Source organism: Parasediminibacterium paludis (assembly GCF_042651445.1).
Lineage (GTDB): Bacteria > Bacteroidota > Bacteroidia > Chitinophagales > Chitinophagaceae > Parasediminibacterium > Parasediminibacterium paludis.
The window spans coordinates 152,922-170,782 of the sequence record NZ_JBHSDC010000002.1; the positions used below are offsets into that span (position 1 = coordinate 152,922).

The 17,861-nt window shown below is 34.8% G+C and carries 13 protein-coding genes; 8 read left to right on the top strand and 5 right to left on the bottom strand.

What is annotated here, in order from left to right:
• The first annotated feature begins 309 nt into the window (after positions 1–309).
• The 4 genes from ACFOW1_RS01140 to ACFOW1_RS01155 all read left to right on the top strand — a co-directional run bounded on the left by ACFOW1_RS01140 (position 310) and on the right by ACFOW1_RS01155 (position 5,921).
• The gene (locus ACFOW1_RS01140) at positions 310–693 is read left to right on the top strand and encodes a response regulator (RefSeq protein ID WP_379011653.1); all 384 of its coding nucleotides are present in this window, start codon (positions 310–312) and stop codon (positions 691–693) included.
• Positions 694–713: 20 nt separating this feature from the next.
• On the top strand, positions 714–3,185 hold the full coding sequence (locus ACFOW1_RS01145; RefSeq protein ID WP_379011654.1) for a PAS domain S-box protein: 2,472 nt from the start codon (positions 714–716) through the stop codon (positions 3,183–3,185).
• Positions 3,186–3,360: 175 nt separating this feature from the next.
• The gene (locus tag ACFOW1_RS01150; RefSeq protein WP_379011655.1) at positions 3,361–3,726 is read left to right on the top strand and encodes a BlaI/MecI/CopY family transcriptional regulator; all 366 of its coding nucleotides are present in this window, start codon (positions 3,361–3,363) and stop codon (positions 3,724–3,726) included.
• A 5-nt stretch (positions 3,727–3,731) separates the two neighbouring features.
• Entirely contained in the window at positions 3,732–5,921 is a 2,190-nt protein-coding gene (locus ACFOW1_RS01155; RefSeq protein WP_379011658.1) for an N-acetylmuramoyl-L-alanine amidase, read from the top strand.
• A gap of 108 nt (positions 5,922–6,029) precedes the next feature.
• On the opposite strand, the gene ACFOW1_RS01160 is transcribed toward ACFOW1_RS01155, so the two are convergent.
• Positions 6,030–7,856 (bottom strand): DNA methyltransferase, encoded by a 1,827-nt coding sequence (locus tag ACFOW1_RS01160; RefSeq protein WP_379011659.1) that lies wholly within the window; start codon positions 7,854–7,856, stop codon positions 6,030–6,032.
• Positions 7,857–7,939: 83 nt separating this feature from the next.
• Between ACFOW1_RS01160 and ACFOW1_RS01165 the strand changes: the two genes are divergently transcribed.
• Positions 7,940–9,304 (top strand): 3-keto-disaccharide hydrolase, encoded by a 1,365-nt coding sequence (locus tag ACFOW1_RS01165; RefSeq protein WP_379011660.1) that lies wholly within the window; start codon positions 7,940–7,942, stop codon positions 9,302–9,304.
• 71 nt (positions 9,305–9,375) lie between these two features.
• On the opposite strand, the gene ACFOW1_RS01170 is transcribed toward ACFOW1_RS01165, so the two are convergent.
• A complete protein-coding gene (locus ACFOW1_RS01170; protein ID WP_379011663.1) occupies positions 9,376–10,470 on the bottom strand; it encodes an LptF/LptG family permease in 1,095 nt (364 codons plus the stop codon).
• Positions 10,471–10,788: 318 nt separating this feature from the next.
• Entirely contained in the window at positions 10,789–11,928 is a 1,140-nt protein-coding gene (gene tgt / locus ACFOW1_RS01175) for a tRNA guanosine(34) transglycosylase Tgt (protein ID WP_379011665.1), read from the bottom strand.
• A 164-nt stretch (positions 11,929–12,092) separates the two neighbouring features.
• On the opposite strand from tgt, the gene ACFOW1_RS01180 reads away from it, so the two are divergent.
• Together ACFOW1_RS01180 and rsmG are read left to right on the top strand one after the other, a co-directional pair.
• Complete coding sequence (locus ACFOW1_RS01180; protein ID WP_379011666.1) at positions 12,093–13,220, top strand: glycosyltransferase; 1,128 nt, start codon at positions 12,093–12,095, stop codon at positions 13,218–13,220.
• Positions 13,221–13,325: 105 nt separating this feature from the next.
• Positions 13,326–13,952 carry a 16S rRNA (guanine(527)-N(7))-methyltransferase RsmG gene (rsmG, locus tag ACFOW1_RS01185; protein WP_379011667.1) on the top strand — a complete coding sequence of 209 codons (627 nt, stop codon included), beginning with the start codon at positions 13,326–13,328 and terminating at the stop codon, positions 13,950–13,952.
• A 13-nt stretch (positions 13,953–13,965) separates the two neighbouring features.
• Here the strand turns inward: rsmG and ACFOW1_RS01190 are convergent, their stop codons facing one another.
• Positions 13,966–14,712, bottom strand: a complete 747-nt coding sequence (locus ACFOW1_RS01190) for a lysophospholipid acyltransferase family protein (RefSeq protein WP_379011668.1) — start codon at positions 14,710–14,712, stop codon at positions 13,966–13,968.
• Between the two features lie 9 nt (positions 14,713–14,721).
• A complete protein-coding gene (gene ung, locus ACFOW1_RS01195) occupies positions 14,722–15,411 on the bottom strand; it encodes a uracil-DNA glycosylase (RefSeq protein WP_379011669.1) in 690 nt (229 codons plus the stop codon).
• Positions 15,412–15,605: 194 nt separating this feature from the next.
• Here ung and ACFOW1_RS01200 point away from each other — a divergent pair, with 194 nt between their 5' ends.
• Positions 15,606–17,735 carry a carboxy terminal-processing peptidase gene (locus ACFOW1_RS01200; protein ID WP_379011670.1) on the top strand — a complete coding sequence of 710 codons (2,130 nt, stop codon included), beginning with the start codon at positions 15,606–15,608 and terminating at the stop codon, positions 17,733–17,735.
• The last annotated feature ends 126 nt before the right edge of the window (positions 17,736–17,861 follow it).

Here is a 17,861-nt window from a genome sequence, read left to right on the forward strand (position 1 = left end):
CTGACTTTTAGTTCATCCCTTTAATAGCTTTTAAGTTTCATATTTATCTGCTCGATTAGCTTCGAAAATAATTATGCTGACGGCATATCAAATAGAAAAAAAGACCGTTAGCGTTGATTCTACACATCTCGCCCCACAAAATATATTCTCTTTAGAAAGGGTTACGATTAGCTTTTGCATTACACCGTTACCATTTTTGTAGTAATACTACTATCACCAATACTACAGGTACTACTATTATAGTAAGGTGTAAAATGCTATTGTATACCTACTGCTACTGGTAGTTCTTTGCACTATCAAATAATAATAATGCAGGTATTAATAGTTGACAATTCGATAGCAATAATTGAACGGATAGAAGAACTACTGTTAGACACGGTTAGTAATTTGTCAGTAGTATCAGCTACTTGTTACCTAGAAGCAGTGGCTATTTTACAACAGGCGCTACCCGACATTATATTGCTCGACGGTTATTTACCTAATAATTTATCCCTACAATTAGTAAAAGAAATCAAACAATATACTGATACAAATATCATTATATTACAAAATTGTAACGATGATTGTATGAGAAGTCGATATTTAAGTATGGGTGTAGATTATATATTAGATAAATATCTAGACTTTACTACCATACCTGCCATTATTAGGCATATCTCAATTATTAAATTACAGGTTGTACCAACATTATAACAATTACGAAAAACCAAAAAATGAACAAACAGTTAAAACACGTGGTAAATTGGCTTAGTAGAAAAGTTGTTTTGCTGTTTGTCCTTTTTTTCGCCATTATCCTCCTGGGTACATCGTTATACCATTTTCTAAAACAAAATGTTGTTTTAGAACGTCAATTTAAAACGCACCTAGCGTTAGTAGAAGAAAAAGTTGCATATGAACATTTAAACTTTACACTTATCACTGCAGAATCTTCTATTAAAGCTTATATCATCTCTGGTGATAAACGATTTTTAGGAAATTACATTACATCTATTGACTCTGTTGCTAATATCTACAGCCAGTTCAAATCTTTCAATAATAGCAGTAATTTATCTGAGTTTATTAAATATAATAATTGGTTATTAAGTAAAGTAACCTTGCTAACGCAGATAAAATTACTTTGCGATGCCAACAAAAATAGCGAGGTAAAATTGCTCATCTCTAGTAGTGAAGCCATGCGCATGGGTGATACAACCGTACAACTTTATGGACATATTTTAGAGCAGAATATCACAAAATCTAAACAAGATCTGATAGCAGCCAATTCTTTCTACAACACATTAGCTTATATAAGTATTGGTACTGCAATAGCGTTGTTGTCTGGTGTTTTTTATCTTTTAATTACGGAAGTTATTTCTAGAAAAAAACTTAACGAAGCTTTGAAACAACAAAAAGAATATTTTACAATTACTATCAATAGCATCGGCGAAGGTTTAATAGCGACAGATAAAAGTGGCGTTATATTATACATGAACGCAGCGGCCGAAAAGTTAACCCAATGGACTAATAAAGAAGCCAATGGCTTGGCATTAGAAACCGTATATAATATCGTCAATGAAAGTACAGGTTTACATTTTGAGAATGTGGTAAGTCGTATTTTAAAAAACGGGCGAACCATAGATTTTGAGAATAACACCGTATTACATACTAAACAGAATAAACAATTAATTATTAGCAATAGTGGTTCACCCATATTTGATAGTAATGGTAAGATATCGGGGGCTGTATTGGTTTTTAACGATATCACCGAGCGGAAGAAAATAGAAAAAGCATTAATCGATAGCGAACTGTTTAATCGTGGGGTAATAGATTCTGTTAGTTCACATATTGCTATCGTTAATACTGCTGGTACAATTATAAACGTTAATAAACCTTGGGAAAAATTTGCTTTAGAAAATGGCGTAGATCCTGCGGTTGCAAATAGTATTGGTAGTAATTACTTTTCCATATGTCAAAAACAAAGCGATAACGGAGATGCCATAGCTCTTCAAACGTTGGAAGGCATCCAAAATGTATTAAATGGTTCTATAGAGTCGTTTTATCTGGAATATCCATGCCACTCTGCTAATCAGATGCGTTGGTTTTATATGCGTGTTATGAAATTTGAAAGTTCAGAAACTTTAGCAGTTATTGAACATCACGATATTACCGAGCGAAAATTAGCTGAAGAAATAACCTTGAAAGCGATTGAACGCTATGAAATTTTGGCAAAAGCTACAAGCGATACTATTTGGGATTGGGATATTATTAACGATAAAATGTTGTATAATGAAGGTGTAACAAAAATGTTTGGATATCAAAAATCTGAAGTTGACAATGTAGTAAACTGGTGGCAGGAAAAAATTCATCCCGATGATTTGGAAGTTGTAGTGTCGGCATTAAACGAACTAAATGCCAATAAAACGGTGAACCTACAACTTGAATACAGATTTAGATGTACAGATGGCGATTATAAATATATTTACGATCGAGCATTTGTGCTATACAATGCTGAAGGCAAGCCAACCAGAATAATTGGCGCTATGCAGGATATCAGCTACGAGAAAGCAGAGGAAATGCGTATTACAAATGCCATGATTGCTGCACAAGAATTAGAACGTAGATATATCGGTGCAGAACTACATGATAATGTAAACCAAATACTTGTAGGAGCACTATTAAGCCTTGGCATTGCAAAAGACAAATCAGATGGTAACGATAGTTTTAACCAATATTACCAAATTACCAAAGGGCATATTAGCAATGCCATTCTAGAACTTAGAAAATTATCTCATCAGCTTGTGCCTTCATCTTTTGAGGAACGTAACTTAAAAGAAATGTGCGAAGATTTGTTTGCATCTGTCAATTTAAATAACGCCTTAAATATTAATTTCGATTGCAATATATCTGAAAACAATCTTATTAAGCATGATGTACAAATAAATCTCTATAGGATTTTGCAGGAAAGTTTTAAAAATATTCTAAAGTATGCCGAAGCCACTATAGTTGACGTATCGTTAGAACTAATACATAATTTACTTACCATGCGGGTATCAGATAATGGTAAGGGCTTTAATTTCAAAGATATTAGAAAAGGTATTGGCCTAAGTAATATTAAAAAAAGAGCGGAAGCTTTTTCTGGTAAATGTATGATTAACACCAACATTGGTAAGGGATGTGAAATAATTGTCGAGATACCAATCGTATAAATTTGTTATAAATTCGTTAAATACCCCCTGTAGTTAACCACGCGTCCAAAGCCGAAAGGTTTTGGGCGTTTTTGTTTGAATGTAAGTTGGAAAACTATTTTCATTAAAACTAAAAAAATAGTTGGTAAACTAAGAAATTAGTTATTACATTTGTTCAACTAAAGATTTAGTTATAATGACAAAGCCACTCACCAAAGCAGAAGAACAGATTATGCAAAGCATTTGGAAATTAGAATCTGCTTTTTTAAAAGACATAGTTGACGCTCAGCCTGAACCCAAACCACATAGCAACACCGTAGCTACCATTTTAAAAATATTGGTAGATAAAGGTTTTGTGGGCATTAATGTGATTGGTCGTATGCACCAATACTATCCTTTGGTTTCAAAGCAAGAGTATTCTAGCAATAGTATCGGCGCCTTGGTAGAAAGCTATTTCGAAGGTTCATTTAGCGATGTGGTTTCTTTTATGGTGCAACAGCAAAAGCTAAGTGTAAAAGAATTGGAATTGCTTTTAAACGAAATTAAAAAATCTAAAAAATAGTTTGTATGCTGTCAATTGCTTACTACTTTCTGCAAGTATCGCTTTGTAGCGCCTTAATGATGTTGTATTACGCATTGATATTGCGTAACAAACGCTTTCATCAGTACAATCGATTTTATTTGTTGAGTGTTGCTATTTTACCTTGGTTAATGCCTTTGATAAAAATAGACATTAACAAACCGAAAGAGGCTGTTTCTATACCTATTCAATTGTTTTCAGTAATAGCCGACACGAATTCTGAATTTGAGAAAACCGTTGCTGATAAAGGCTTTCAGTTTACTTGGGAAACATTGATTGTTACCATGTATATAGCAGTGTCAGGTGTGTTACTTACCATGTTGTTGATAGCGATGGTGAAAATTTACAAGCTCTTAAAGACTAATTCTTGTGAAAATTTAGACGATGTATATTTAGTATTAACGCAGGCAAATGGTACGCCTTTCTCATTTTTTAAATTTATTTTTTGGCATACTGATATTGATGTAACAACAAGTACTGGCAAGCAAATGCTAAGGCATGAATTGACACATGTGTACGAAAAACATAGTGCAGATAAATTGTTGTTGCAAATAGTATTGATTGTTGGTTGGCCAAATCCTATTTTCTGGCTTCTAAAACGTGAGTTAGAAACCATCCATGAATTTATTGCAGATAATAAAGCTATAGACAATGGTGATACTGCAGCATTGGCTACGATGCTATTGGCGGCAGCTTATCCACAACAGCGTTTTGCATTAACCAATCCATTTTTTTATTCACCAATAAAACGAAGAATTGCCATGCTTACCAACAACAAAAATCCAAGGTTCTCCTATGCTAGACGATTAGTGGTACTGCCTTTGCTAGTGGTTATAACCTTATTATTTGCCTTTAGAAAAAAAGAAATCAAGCCTATTACCTTATCTGTAGCTAGTGCTTTAGAAAATGTAGTTGATGCGGTAACAAACTCTGAAAGTATTGCTACTACTGGTTCTAATGCTACTGTTATAGGTAAGCTGACTAAAACCTATACTGTAGTGATAGATGCAGGCCATGGAGGTACTGATGCTGGTGCACCTGGTATTGATGGCAAAAGTTTTGAAAAAGACATTGCACTAAGCATCGCCAAATTGGTAAAAGCGCAAAATGCCAATGCCAATATTAATATTGTGTTGACGAGAGATAATGATGTGTTTTTAACACCACCGCAAAGAGTGGATTATGTAAATAAACTTGGTGCAGATTTATTTGTGAGTTTGCACTGTAATAGTGATGCTCCAATTAAAACTTCAAATGGCTATAAAGCAAGCCCAGCTAGAGGCTACGAAGTAGTAATTCCAAGTAGAGAAAGGCCAGGCATGGAAGATTGTAAGTTATTGGCTTCAAGTATTAATTCAGTGTTTAATAGTAGCAGTTTTGCAGTAGGTCAAGTAGTACAGAAGAAAGTTGGTATTTGGGTACTTCAAGCGACGAACTGCCCTGCAACGCTTATAGAATGTGGTTATGTGTCTAGCAAAGAAGATTTGAAGATGCTAAAGAATCTTTCGAATCAACAAATAATTGCCACCAATATTTTAAAAGGTATTGAAACTTATTTGGTGAGTAAAGAAAATAAGCAGGAAGTAGCAGTTTTGAAAGAGAAAAAAAGTGTTATATCTGGTGTCACTCCTGAAGAACTAGAGAAATATGATGCATTTGTTGAAAAATTTAACCCATACGCAGGTCATAGTATAACTGATGCGGATAGAGAATGGTTATTTAGTATTTACCAAAAAATGACATCTGAACAAAAAGCAAAAGCAAGAATTAGTTTTATTGTTACACCAAAAATTATTAAGAAAGTCCCAACGAAAACACAATGGAATGACTGGCTAACAAAAGACAGAAACACAGTTTGTGTAGATAATAAACTTGTATCTAAAGCAGAGTTATCTAAATATGCGTATACTGATTTTGTTGGTTATGCTGACTATGATGTATTAAAAAAAGGCTTTCCTAATGCTTCGTCAATGATGAATAACGTTTATTTATTTACAAAAGAGAACTTCAAAAAAACCAATGAAGAATATTCAAAAAGAAAATGGTGGACAACAATTATAAATCCAAAACCTGTAGATAATCAAATAAATGAAAACGACACCCTGAAAAATAGTATCGGTATTAATAACAAATATTCAAATGGCATCAATAAAATTTTCGAAGTTCAAGTTCCTTAGATATATTCACTATGTTTCTGGCTATTGGTTCTTAAAATAATCTTTCCAATTTGCGTTAATACATCTCTTCAAACTGCTAATCTTTTACCGATGAAAGATTAGCAGTTTTTATGGTAGCATATCATAAAATTGTTGATTTAGTTTAAGTTCTTGAGGTGATAATTGTATAGCACCACTTAGGGTATAAATACTATCATCCGACTCAAGTAACTGCAATAATATTTTTTTCTGCAACGCTAAGTCTAAATTCAAAAAAGTCTGTTGTGTTTGTTTTTGCGCTAACTCATTAGCATCTGCGAAAATAGTAGGATTAGAAATGAGTTGTTTTATCAAAGCAGTTGTTCTTTTTTTGGTAGTAACCTTAGCAATTTGTTCTGCCCATAATTGATTAGTCTGCTGTAATTCGCAATAGATAAAACTTCCTCCGCCTTGCCAGTTTATGGTTTTGCTAATGCCTGTATCGTCACCATGTATTACGTTTTGTAGTCTTACAAGGCTGTCGTTGTCACCATAATTTAATTGTTCTATCCCAATATAACGCCTATTTAATTTATGTGCTACGGCGGCTGTAGTACCACTACCCAAGTAATAATCAAGAACAATATCCCCAGGTTCCGTAGCCATTTCTATAATGCGCTTTAATAGCTTTTCGGGCTTTTTGCCATTGTTAAAACTAACGCCTCCCTCACTTGCCGTGGTGGTGCTAATATCTACCCATAAATCGGAAGCAAGAACACCAAAATAAGTTTTGCCATTTTCAATAACCAATCGTTCTTGCAGCGGTATGAGCATGCCACCATCATATACTAAAGCGATTTGTTTATTCGTAGTTTCAAAAATTTCTACTATACCTTTTGCTTTGTTGGCAGCAGCAAATGCTTTAAACTTTTTACCTGCTTTTTTGATGTTTCTTTCTAACGAATAGATGTTTGTAGCATGTTGTAATGCATAAGTTTCTACTGCTAACTTAATACTATGTAATTCAATGTCAGTAAGGGTTTTCTTTTTTTTTCCTTGCAGATATTTTTCGGTGATAGTCTTGTTAATGTCTTCTATTGTTAAGCTGTTATTGGTCTGCTTTACCTCGTATTTGTAATGGGTATTAAAACTAGCTTTTACGTAAAAAGGTTTAAACCGAAACGATGGTGATTTAGCATAAAATAAAATATGTTCTTTTACTTTAAACAAGCGTTCACCGCGTTTAACGTTAATAGCATTTACACCACTCTCTGTGCTTGACTTTAGTACAATATGTTCTTTAAAATTATCTCTGCCGAATATCTCATCACATAGCACTTTTAAATAGGCAAATTCAGTATCGTCAACTTGAATAAATATACTGCCATCACTCGCTAATAATTGCCAAGCAATTAGTAACCTATTTTTCATAAACGTTAGCCATGTACTACTGTTGAACGTATCGTTGTATAAAAAAACATCAGAGCCGGTATTGTAAGGCGGATCTATATAAATAAGTTTTATGCGATTGCGATACATTGTTTGCAAGCTGCGTAATACCGTAATATTATTACCACGTATAATAAAATTATCTTTCGCAGAAAGTATATCAGGTATGTAGCTACCACTTATAGCATACTTTTTGAATCCCTTAAATACTATTTTCGTTGTGGGATGGTTAGTCGGAATGATTAGCTTTTCTCTAGGTTTAAATGCCGTTTCGATTTCATTATCCTTATAGAATAACTCATTATTGATATATTGTTGAAATTTTATAGTATCAAATACCCAAATATCATATACTTTTTGAAAAAAGTACGCTTTAATAGTAGGTTGCGATAACAACAAAGTGAGTAGATGTGGTTCTAATTGCTTTGTAGCAGTTAGAATACTGCTTTTAAGTAATTGACCATCAGTAGCTACAAATTTTTTTTCTTGGGAGAGAAGCGTCGTTAATTGTTCTAATACATCTTGCATATAAGCATTTGAGACTATGACAGTGGCAAAATACAAAATACAATTGGTTAGCGTTATATTTGGATGTTTAAATATTGTTTGCTATGGAAAAACAACATCTCAAGTTACAGCTTATGCTGTTTATTATCAGTGTCACACTATCTTCTTGTTTATTCGCACAAAAAGGGAAAATACCTTTGTTTAATGGTAAAGATTTAGTTGGCTGGAAGCAATTAGGCGGTACTGCTACTTTTACTGTAGATAATGGTATGATAGTAGGCACAACTGTTATGGGTAGCGGAAATACTTTTTTAACAACTGAAAAAGAATACGGCGATTGCATTATTGAATTGGATGTGATGATTGAAGACACGAGTAATAATTCTGGTGTGCAAACACGTAGCCACTTTGACGCAGCAAAAGGCAGGGTATATGGCAGGCAAATAGAAATTGACCCATCTTCTAGAGCGTGGACTGGCGGTGTGTACGATGAAGCTAGACGTGAATGGCTGTACCCAATGGATTTAAACGAATCTGCAAAAAAGGCATTTAAAAACGGAACATTCAATCATTTACGTATTGAGTGCATTGGCAATGAGACCAAAACTTGGGTCAACAATATAGCAACTTCGTATGTGGTAGATACACTTGATGCAACAGGTTTTATCGGCTTGCAAGTTCATGCTATTAATAACGCAGCTCATGCAAATAAACGTGTGTTTTTTAAAAATATCACTATACAAACAGAGAATTTAAAACCTGCAAGTTTCAATAAACGCGTTTATGTTGTCAATCTTACTGACAATAGTTTAACAACATATGAAAAAAAAGAGGGTTGGCAATTATTATTTGATGGTACAACCAGTAAAGGTTGGAGAAGTGCCAAAGGCTCAGCCTTCCCTGCAAAAGGCTGGACAATTACAGATGGTTGCTTGAATGTACTCTCTTCAGAGGGTAAAGAAGCCAATAACGGCGGTGATATTGTAACAGATAAAGAATACACAGCATTCGATTTATCTTTCAATTTTAGATTAACACCTGGTGCAAATAGTGGTGTAAAATATTTTGTAACCTTGGCTGAAAAAACAACTGGTTCTGCTATTGGTTTAGAGTATCAAGTACTAGATGATTCGTTGCATCCTGATGCGAAATTGGGTAGAAATGGTAACCGCACACTTGCTTCTCTCTACGATTTGATTACCGCTAATAAACAAAAACGTTTTTTACATAAAATAGGTGAGTGGAATATCGGTAGAATTATTGTATATCCCGACAACCGTGTAGAACACTATTTAAATGGTGTAAAAGTGTTGTCTTATGTGCGCGGATCAGAAGAATTTAAGCAACTAGTTGCTATCAGTAAATACCATGTTTGGCCAAATTTTGGCCAAGCAAAGCAAGGTCATATTTTACTGCAAGACCATGGCGATGCTGTAAGTTTTAAAAGCATTAAAATAAAGACTTTATAAACAGATTTTTTTGAGAGCAATTTTTCTAAGGGCAGGTTAGTGAACCTGCCTTTTTTGTATTTTTTTCTCAATTATTTCGGTGCTTTTTGGTACAAATAAATTGCTACAAACATAAAAATGGTATTGGGTATCCAAGCGGCAATAACTGGTGGTAAGTTACCCTTTGTAGAGAATACAGTTGAGAACTGACCGACCACTATAAACAATGCTGCAATAATAAACCCAAGTGCTAAGTGACCACCACTACCACCTCTCACTTTGCGACCAGCCACTACGGCACCAATCAAGGTGAGTAATAGCACTGTAATACATGTGGCATCGCGTCTATATAATTCTATTTTTAGTTCATTGAGATTTTCGGCACCACGCTGTTCTTCTAATTTTATAAACCTACTTAAATCATCTGATGTAAGTTTATCTTTTGTGTACTTGTCTCGGCTTAAATCAAGCGGTTTAAAGTTAAAATTCACTACACGTTTTTGTTCCATCACTACCGATTCGCCAAGCGTATTTAACTTACGTTCAACCACATTCTCAAGAATCCATTTTCTAGTGGCAGTATCCCAATGTAAGTTATCAGCTCGTGTATTAATGGTAAGTTTATTGCCGATAATGCGGTGCATAAAAAATGGACCACCGCGCTTGCTTAGTGTATCATAATTATTAATGCCCGCAAAAGAAAAACTATCTACACGGATGTATAAATTGTTGTTTTGTTCACGCACAAGCGCGTTATATGAGTTGTTGTTGTCAATATACCTTGCTTCAAAACTTCCTCTAATTTGATTGGCTTTTGGGATAATGAATCTATTTGCAAAAAACAATAACGTTGCCAACATAACACCACCCATCCAATAAGGACGTAAAAAGCGAGCAAAGCTTGTACCACTCGCAAGTATCGCAATTACTTCGCTACGACCTGCCATTTTTGATGTGAAAAATATAACTGCAATAAATACAAATAAAGGGAATAGCAAAGCGATGATATGTGGTACAAAACCATAATAGTACATGGTAATAATTCTGATAAAACCAAGTTTAGATTTTACGAAATCATCTGTTTTTTCGCTCACATCTACAACCACAGCAATTACCGTAAATAAGAAAATGGCAAAAAAGAATGTGGTTAAAAAGTTTTTAAGTATGTACCAGTCTAGTTTCTTCATTGTTGAAAACGTAGCAACAAAGATAATTGGTGTTGCGAAAGTGAAATGTGAAAAATGGAATGGTTACTAATAGACTTCACAGCTTCGATTATAAAGTAGTTGAACTTAAAAATAATTCCTGTGATAATGGGCAAAAAAAACATCCTTATAGAAGGATGTACGAATTATGGTTCTTAAAAGGTAAACGGATTAGTAAGTATTGTAAAAGTAGCAGGTCTTTTTATCTGAAAGAACTAATAGTTGGTATCGTGAATAAATAAAAATGGGCTTCTTTGCTTATCCACAAAAAGCCCGTCCCTAGCGCATTCTAGCAATATTTTACAACCTTGTTTTTAAGATTTTAATCATCTCGTTCTTCCAATTATTAAAGGTGTTATTGATAATGTGTTGTCTTGCTTCTCCCACAAGCCATAAATAAAAGGCTAGATTGTGGATACTTGCCAATTGCAAAGCCAAGATTTCACCTGCCACAAACAGATGGCGTAAATACGCTTTAGAATAATAGTTACTTGTTTCGCAGGTAAAACCAGTATCAATTGGGCTAAAATCTGTTGCCCATTTCTTGTTCCTAATATTAATAATGCCCTTCGAGGTGAATAACATGCCATTTCTGCCATTACGGGTAGGCATTACACAGTCAAACATATCTACGCCTAGCGCAATATTTTCTAAAATATTCCAAGGCGTACCCACACCCATTAAGTAACGTGGTTTATCAGCAGGTAAAATATCACAACACAAAGCCGAAAACTCGTACATCAGCTCTTCGCTTTCTCCTACACTTAAGCCACCAATTGCATTACCTACGGCATTTTTGCTAGCAATGTATTCGCTAGATGCGGTACGTAAATCTTTGTAAGTGCTACCTTGTACAATAGGAAATAAGTTTTGGGTATAACCATATTTATCAGGCGTTTCATGGATTTGGTTGAAACACCTGTCTAGCCAACGGTGCGTTAATTCCATGCTTTTTTTGGCATAGGTATAATCGCTGGGATATGGCGGGCATTCGTCAAATGCCATAATAATATCGGCACCAATGCTGCGTTCTATATCCATTACTTTTTCTGGTGTAAACAAATGTTTACTGCCATCAATATGGCTTTGAAACAAGACACCTTCTTCTGTAATTTTTCTATTTGCTGCAAGCGAGAAAACTTGGTAGCCACCACTGTCTGTTAATATCGGTTTATGCCAACCATTAAATTGATGCAGGCCGCCTGCGGCTTCTAATACATCTGTACCTGGCCTAAGGTATAAATGATAAGTATTGCCAAGAATAATTTGTGCATTGACATCGTTTTTAAGCTGCTGTTGGTTAACAGCTTTTACGCTGCCGACAGTACCCACGGGCATAAATATGGGCGTTTTAATGTTGCCATGGTCGGTAGTAATTGTGCCAGCCCTGGCTTTGCTGTTGCTATCGGTGTGTTCTAATATAAACTCAAGTGATGCCATCGGGCAAAAATAAAGAAAACCAGCTACCAGTTTCTAGTTGCTAGATTTAAGAACCAAGAAACCAATTAATCGATAACCAGCAATCCATCAACCAATTGCTTCCCTTTTTTCCACATACACACAATGCTAGGGTAAAGGCATGTACGATATGTTACATTTGCAGCATGAGTGCGTATTTTTATTTAATAGGACAGATTATTTTTATTGTGTTCTGTGTTGTGGCTGCCGTACAGATTTTTTATTATTTATTCTTTTTCAGACGTTTGGCTTTTTATGAGCCACCTTTAAAAACAGCAAATATTTCGCAGCCCGTCTCGGTTATTATCTGTGCAAGAGATGAAGCAGATAATTTGGCAAAAAATCTTCCTGGTATTTTGGTACAAGATTATAAAACTACCCACGAAATTATTGTGGTAAACGATAATTCAACCGATGAAACCAAGTATGTGATAGACGAATATAAAAAATCGTTTAAAAACTTGGTAAATATTGAACTAACGCAAGAAGCGAAATTGATAATGGGTAAAAAATTTCCATTATCAATGGGTATCAAAAGCGCTAAATACGAAACTTTAATTTTAACTGATGCTGATTGTGTACCTGCCTCAGAATTTTGGGTAGACCATGTACAACAAGCTTATCATGAGAATACAGAAGTGGTGCTTGGTTATGGTGCGTATCATAAAAAACCAGGCTTGCTGAATAAGTTAATTCGTTTTGAGACATTTCATAGTGCGTTACAATACTTTTCTTATGCCTTAGCAGGAATACCATATATGGGTGTAGGTAGAAACTTGAGTTATAAAAGAGAGGTATTTATGCGCAATAAAGGCTTCTCATCTATGAACATGATACCAAGCGGTGATGATGACCTGTTTATCAATAAAGTGGCAAATAAACACAATACCGCTATTATGATTGACCCTGCATCACACACATTAAGCGAAGCCAAAAAAACTTGGAACGAATGGATGCGCCAAAAGTATCGCCACTATACCACATCAAAATATTACAAGCCCATTCATAAGTTTTTGTTGGGGCTTTATTCCCTTAGCTTGGTATTGTTTTATCCATTATTTGCAGCTAGTGTAGTGATGCATACTTGGTGGTTAGCTTTATCTGTAATGGGTTTGCGCCTATTAATACAAGCCATTATTTTGTATAAAACTATGAAAAAACTGAACGAGAAAGACTTGTGGCCGTTCTTTATTTTGTTTGATATTTGGATGTTTTTTTACTTTTTAATTACGGTTCCTGCTTTATGGAAAAAGCCCAAACAAACTTGGAATTAAAAGAGTTGGTTAACCATAATTGGTGTGATTTACGATCATTCGTTTTTGACAACATTCAACCCAAATAATAAAATCACTTCAATCGCATCCTTTCAATCATAGGTAATGGAAACAATTTTAAAATACTTTGCAGACTTTTCTCCACAGCAAATACAACAGTTTCAGGCTTTAGAAGGGTTGTATAAAGAGTGGAATGAAAAGATCAATGTGGTGTCTCGTAAAGATATTGATAGTATTTATTTACACCATGTATTACACAGCCTTACTATAGCTGCAGTGGCTGATTTTAAAGAAGGTATGGAAATTATAGATATTGGTTGTGGTGGCGGTTTTCCAGGCGTGCCATTAGCTATTTTTTTCCCAGAAGTAACATTTCACTTAGTGGATAGTATTGGTAAAAAGCTTAAAGTTGTAGAGGGCGTTTGTGAGGCTGCAGGCATCACCAATATCACCACACAGCACACAAGGGCTGAAGATATTAAAGGGCGCAAATTTCATTTTGCTGTGAGCAGGGCTGTTGCGCCTTTAAAAGAATTGTGGCAATGGGCAAGCCCATTAATTCGAAAAGGGCATACAGCAGAATTGCCCAATGGCTTGATATGTTTAAAAGGTGGCGATTTGCACCAAGAAATTTCTGAAAGCTTAACAAGGCCGAAAATGCTCCCTATCTACGATATCTTCAACGAAGACTATTTTCAAGAAAAGTATTTACTACACGTACCTAAGCTGTAAAAGAATTAATTGTTTACGCCCTGCTTTCATAATAGTTCCACATGGTTTCAAATACTTGTTGCTTCAAAGCATCTGCGTCTGTACCTGCTGCAATAGGTGGTAAAAAATGTATTTCCAATTTCTTTGGTAATAAATAAAATGTTTTGTGGATAGGCATGGCCTCTTTAGTACCAAAAATGATAGATGGCATTATTTCGTTTTGTGTATCTACTGCCAATTTAAATGCCCCATCGTGAAAAGGTGCTAATGGCTTATTGGTTTTATTTCTTGAACCTTCAGGATAAATACACATATGAAAGGTTTGTTGCAAAGCTGCTTTCATTAAGTCGTAACTTTTCTTTCTACTTGCAAGGCTTTTTCTGTTTACCAATACAGACCCACGTGCATAAAACCATCCGAATATTGGCACTTTAGCAAAACTATCTTTAGCAATGGTTTGATTAGCCCCAGGCACAAAAGGTGCAGACAGTGGTACATCAAGTAAAGCATTATGGTTGTAAGTAATAATGTAAGTTTTGCCTTTTTTAAAGTTTTGTTTGCCTACTACTTTCATAGGGCAACCTACCATATACAACCAAAAAGTAACCCAAAACTTTGATACTTTTATAAACCAATACATACCTTTTGGATTAGGGATCAGTTTGGTAGCTAGCGACGGAATAACAATAATTAGAAAAGTGACAGTAAAGCTTAAAAGCCCCCAAAAAGCCCAAATGCGGGCAAAGATTTCTATAAAAATATTGTCTTTTTTTGCAGCCATAAAATAATTTTAATTAGTTATTGTTGAACTCAAATTCCAATCTATCGGGTCTAAGCCATCTTTTATCAATAGTTGATTAATTCTGCTAAAATGCTTACAGCCCAAAAAACCATTGTGTGCACTTAAAGGCGAGGGATGTGCTGCTTTAAGAATATAGTGTTTGGTAGCATCGATAAGTACTTGCTTGTCCTGGGCAAATTTGCCCCACAAAACAAATACAACGTTTGTTTTTTCGTCAGATATTTTTTTAATCACTGCGTCTGTAAAATGCATCCAACCAATTTTTGAGTGGCTGGCTGGTTCATTTGCTCTTACAGTAAGTATGGCGTTTAATAATAATACTCCTTGATTTGCCCAAGGGGAAATATTACCAGTTTTGGGTATTGGTATGCCAATATCTGTATGCAATTCTTTGTAAATATTTACCAGAGATGGGGGGGGTGTTACACCATCTGGTACGCTAAAACTTAAACCCATTGCTTGGCCGGGATTGTGATAAGGATCTTGTCCAAGAATTACCACTTTTACCGCATCAAACGGGGTATGATTAAAAGCATTAAATATCAGTTGCCCTGGTGGAAAAATGGTTGCACCTGTTAGTTTCTCCGTTTTTAAATGGGTGGCTATTTGCAAAAAATACGGTTTGGTAAACTCAGATTTTAGCATCTCCTTCCAGCTAGCTTCTATTTTTACATCCATACTTAATTGGTTTTAATAGCAGCGAATGTAAATGATGATTGGCTTTGTTTAACAGTCAAGTTTTTTTTATCATCTAAAATAACTCGTTCATGTCAGCTATTTGCCATTGCTATATCTTAGCGTTTCTTTATCAATAACCTAAACTTTTATTAGTTTACATTTGATGCATTGTTATGAATAAAATAGTTGCTTTTATGATACAGAAAAAAGGTTGGGTGCTTTTTATAGTACTAGCGTTTGCAGGGGCATTTTTTGCATTTAGAGGAATCAATCCTAATCCTGTACCTACCACACAAAAACAAAAGTTATTGGCTGCTATTGGTCAGTTGTTGCAGGAACAACATTATAGCCCTAAGCCTATAAATGATGCTTTTTCTAAAGAGGTATTCAAGAAATTTATTGAAGAACTAGATGGCGACAAGAGCTTGTTTTTAAAAAGTGATATTGATGCTTTAAAAAAATATGAAACAAATATTGACGATGAAATTAAAGCTGCGTCAGAATTAAAATTTTTACCAGCTGTTGATGCTATTTACGATAAAAGAACAGCTGAAGTAGTTGCTATTTACAAAAATATTTTAAGTAAGCCTTTTGATTTTAAGGTAGATGAAACCTTGGTTACAGACCCAGAAAAACTGGCCTACCCAACTACAGATGCAGAACGTAAAGACAGATGGCGTAAGCGCTTAAAATTATTAACATTAGAGCGTTTTACGAATTTGCAAGAAGATAGAAATAAAAGCAAAGTTGATAGTATCAGTAACAAAACTGACGCACAGTTAGAAGCGGAAGCTAGAACAAGTGTGTTAAGAGCTCTAGATAGGACGTATAATCGTATTAAAGTGAAGTTTACAGAAGATGAGCGCTTTAATACTTTTATCAACGTTATTACCAATGCGATGGATCCGCACTCAGATTATTTTGCGCCAGTAGAAAAGCGCGCCTTTGACGAGCAAATGAGTGGTCGTTTTTATGGTATAGGTGCGCAGTTACAAGAACAACAAGATGGTAGTATTAAAATTATGAGTTTGGTACCAGGCGGTCCTGCTTTTAAAAGCGGTGAAATAATGGTAAATGATGTGATAGTAAAAGTGGGTCAAGGTGGTAAAGATGAAATGGTAGATATTTCTGGTTATGAGGTTACAGATGCGGTAAAATTAATTCGTGGCAATAAAGGTACAGAGGTAAAATTGGCACTGAAAAAAGCTGATGGTACTTTTAAAACAGTATCTATTTTAAGGGATGAAATTGTACAAGATGAAGGCTTTGCTCGCAGCGTAGTGGTTAAAAACGGTGATAAGAAAATTGGGTATATTGTATTACCAGATTTCTATGCAAATTTTGAAGACCCTAAAGGCGCAAGATGTAGTGTAGATGTGGCTAAAGAAGTTGAAAAGTTGAAAGAAGAAAAAGTAGATGGTATTGTTATTGATTTGCGTAACAACGGAGGAGGTTCTTTATACGAAGTAATACAAATGGTAGGCTTATTTATTAAGGAAGGTCCTGTGGTACAAGTACGCGATAGAGATGGGAAAAGTATGGTGATGGATGATAGAGATCAAAATGTTTTGTATGATGGACCTTTGGCTGTAATGGTAAATGAATTTAGCGCAAGTGCCAGCGAAATTTTTGCAGCAGCAATACAAGATTATAAGCGTGGTGTTATCGTAGGTAGTACCTCTACCTATGGTAAAGGCACTGTACAGCGTAGTGTACCATTGGGCAAAAGATTAGATTATTTCTCAGATCGGACAGAGTTTGGTTCAGTCAAATTAACTTTTCAAAAATTCTACCGTGTAAATGGCGGTTCTACGCAATTAAAAGGTGTTGAGTCAGACATAGTTTTACCAGATATTTACGAACTATCTAAATACAGAGAGAAAGAAAATAAATCTGCTTTGCCTTGGGATGAAATTAACAAAGCCCCCATTCAACCTTATGCAGGTTATGCAAGTGTTATTGAAGCTGAGAAACAAAAGCTTCAATTTGATACAACATTTAATCTTATTAAAACAAATGTAGAGCAGTTGGCAAAAAGTAATGACGCGCCAATTAATTTGCAATTAGATAAATACAAAGCAGCTCAAGCACAATTGCGTGCCACATCAACCCATATTAATAATCTTATTAAGCTCAAAGATTCGTTAGACATTTCTGTTTTAAAACCCGATTATGACAAGTTTTACAATAATCCATACAAAACCAAGCAAGATGTATATCAAGATTGGTTAAAAAGAATTAAAACTGATTTGTATATCAACGAAACAGTTAAGATTGTTAGCAATATGATTGCAGCACAAAATCAAGTGGCTATAACTAAATAGTTAATATTTGTATCATTTTTAAAAGCATTCACTCGAAGTGAATGCTTTTTTCTATAACCGAATCGCTTATTTACAAAATATATCTGACTACTTAAGGTATTTTTATTTTTTAAACCCCAAACTACC

Coding starts and splice junctions, on each gene's coding strand:
- ACFOW1_RS01140 (WP_379011653.1), top strand. CDS start 310: ATGCAGGTATTAATAGTTGACAATTCGATAGCAATAATTGAACGGATA.
- ACFOW1_RS01145 (WP_379011654.1), top strand. CDS start 714: ATGAACAAACAGTTAAAACACGTGGTAAATTGGCTTAGTAGAAAAGTT.
- ACFOW1_RS01150 (WP_379011655.1), top strand. CDS start 3,361: ATGACAAAGCCACTCACCAAAGCAGAAGAACAGATTATGCAAAGCATT.
- ACFOW1_RS01155 (WP_379011658.1), top strand. CDS start 3,732: ATGCTGTCAATTGCTTACTACTTTCTGCAAGTATCGCTTTGTAGCGCC.
- ACFOW1_RS01160 (WP_379011659.1), bottom strand. CDS start 7,856: ATGCAAGATGTATTAGAACAATTAACGACGCTTCTCTCCCAAGAAAAA.
- ACFOW1_RS01165 (WP_379011660.1), top strand. CDS start 7,940: ATGGAAAAACAACATCTCAAGTTACAGCTTATGCTGTTTATTATCAGT.
- ACFOW1_RS01170 (WP_379011663.1), bottom strand. CDS start 10,470: ATGAAGAAACTAGACTGGTACATACTTAAAAACTTTTTAACCACATTC.
- tgt (WP_379011665.1), bottom strand. CDS start 11,928: ATGGCATCACTTGAGTTTATATTAGAACACACCGATAGCAACAGCAAA.
- ACFOW1_RS01180 (WP_379011666.1), top strand. CDS start 12,093: ATGAGTGCGTATTTTTATTTAATAGGACAGATTATTTTTATTGTGTTC.
- rsmG (WP_379011667.1), top strand. CDS start 13,326: ATGGAAACAATTTTAAAATACTTTGCAGACTTTTCTCCACAGCAAATA.
- ACFOW1_RS01190 (WP_379011668.1), bottom strand. CDS start 14,712: ATGGCTGCAAAAAAAGACAATATTTTTATAGAAATCTTTGCCCGCATT.
- ung (WP_379011669.1), bottom strand. CDS start 15,411: ATGGATGTAAAAATAGAAGCTAGCTGGAAGGAGATGCTAAAATCTGAG.
- ACFOW1_RS01200 (WP_379011670.1), top strand. CDS start 15,606: ATGATACAGAAAAAAGGTTGGGTGCTTTTTATAGTACTAGCGTTTGCA.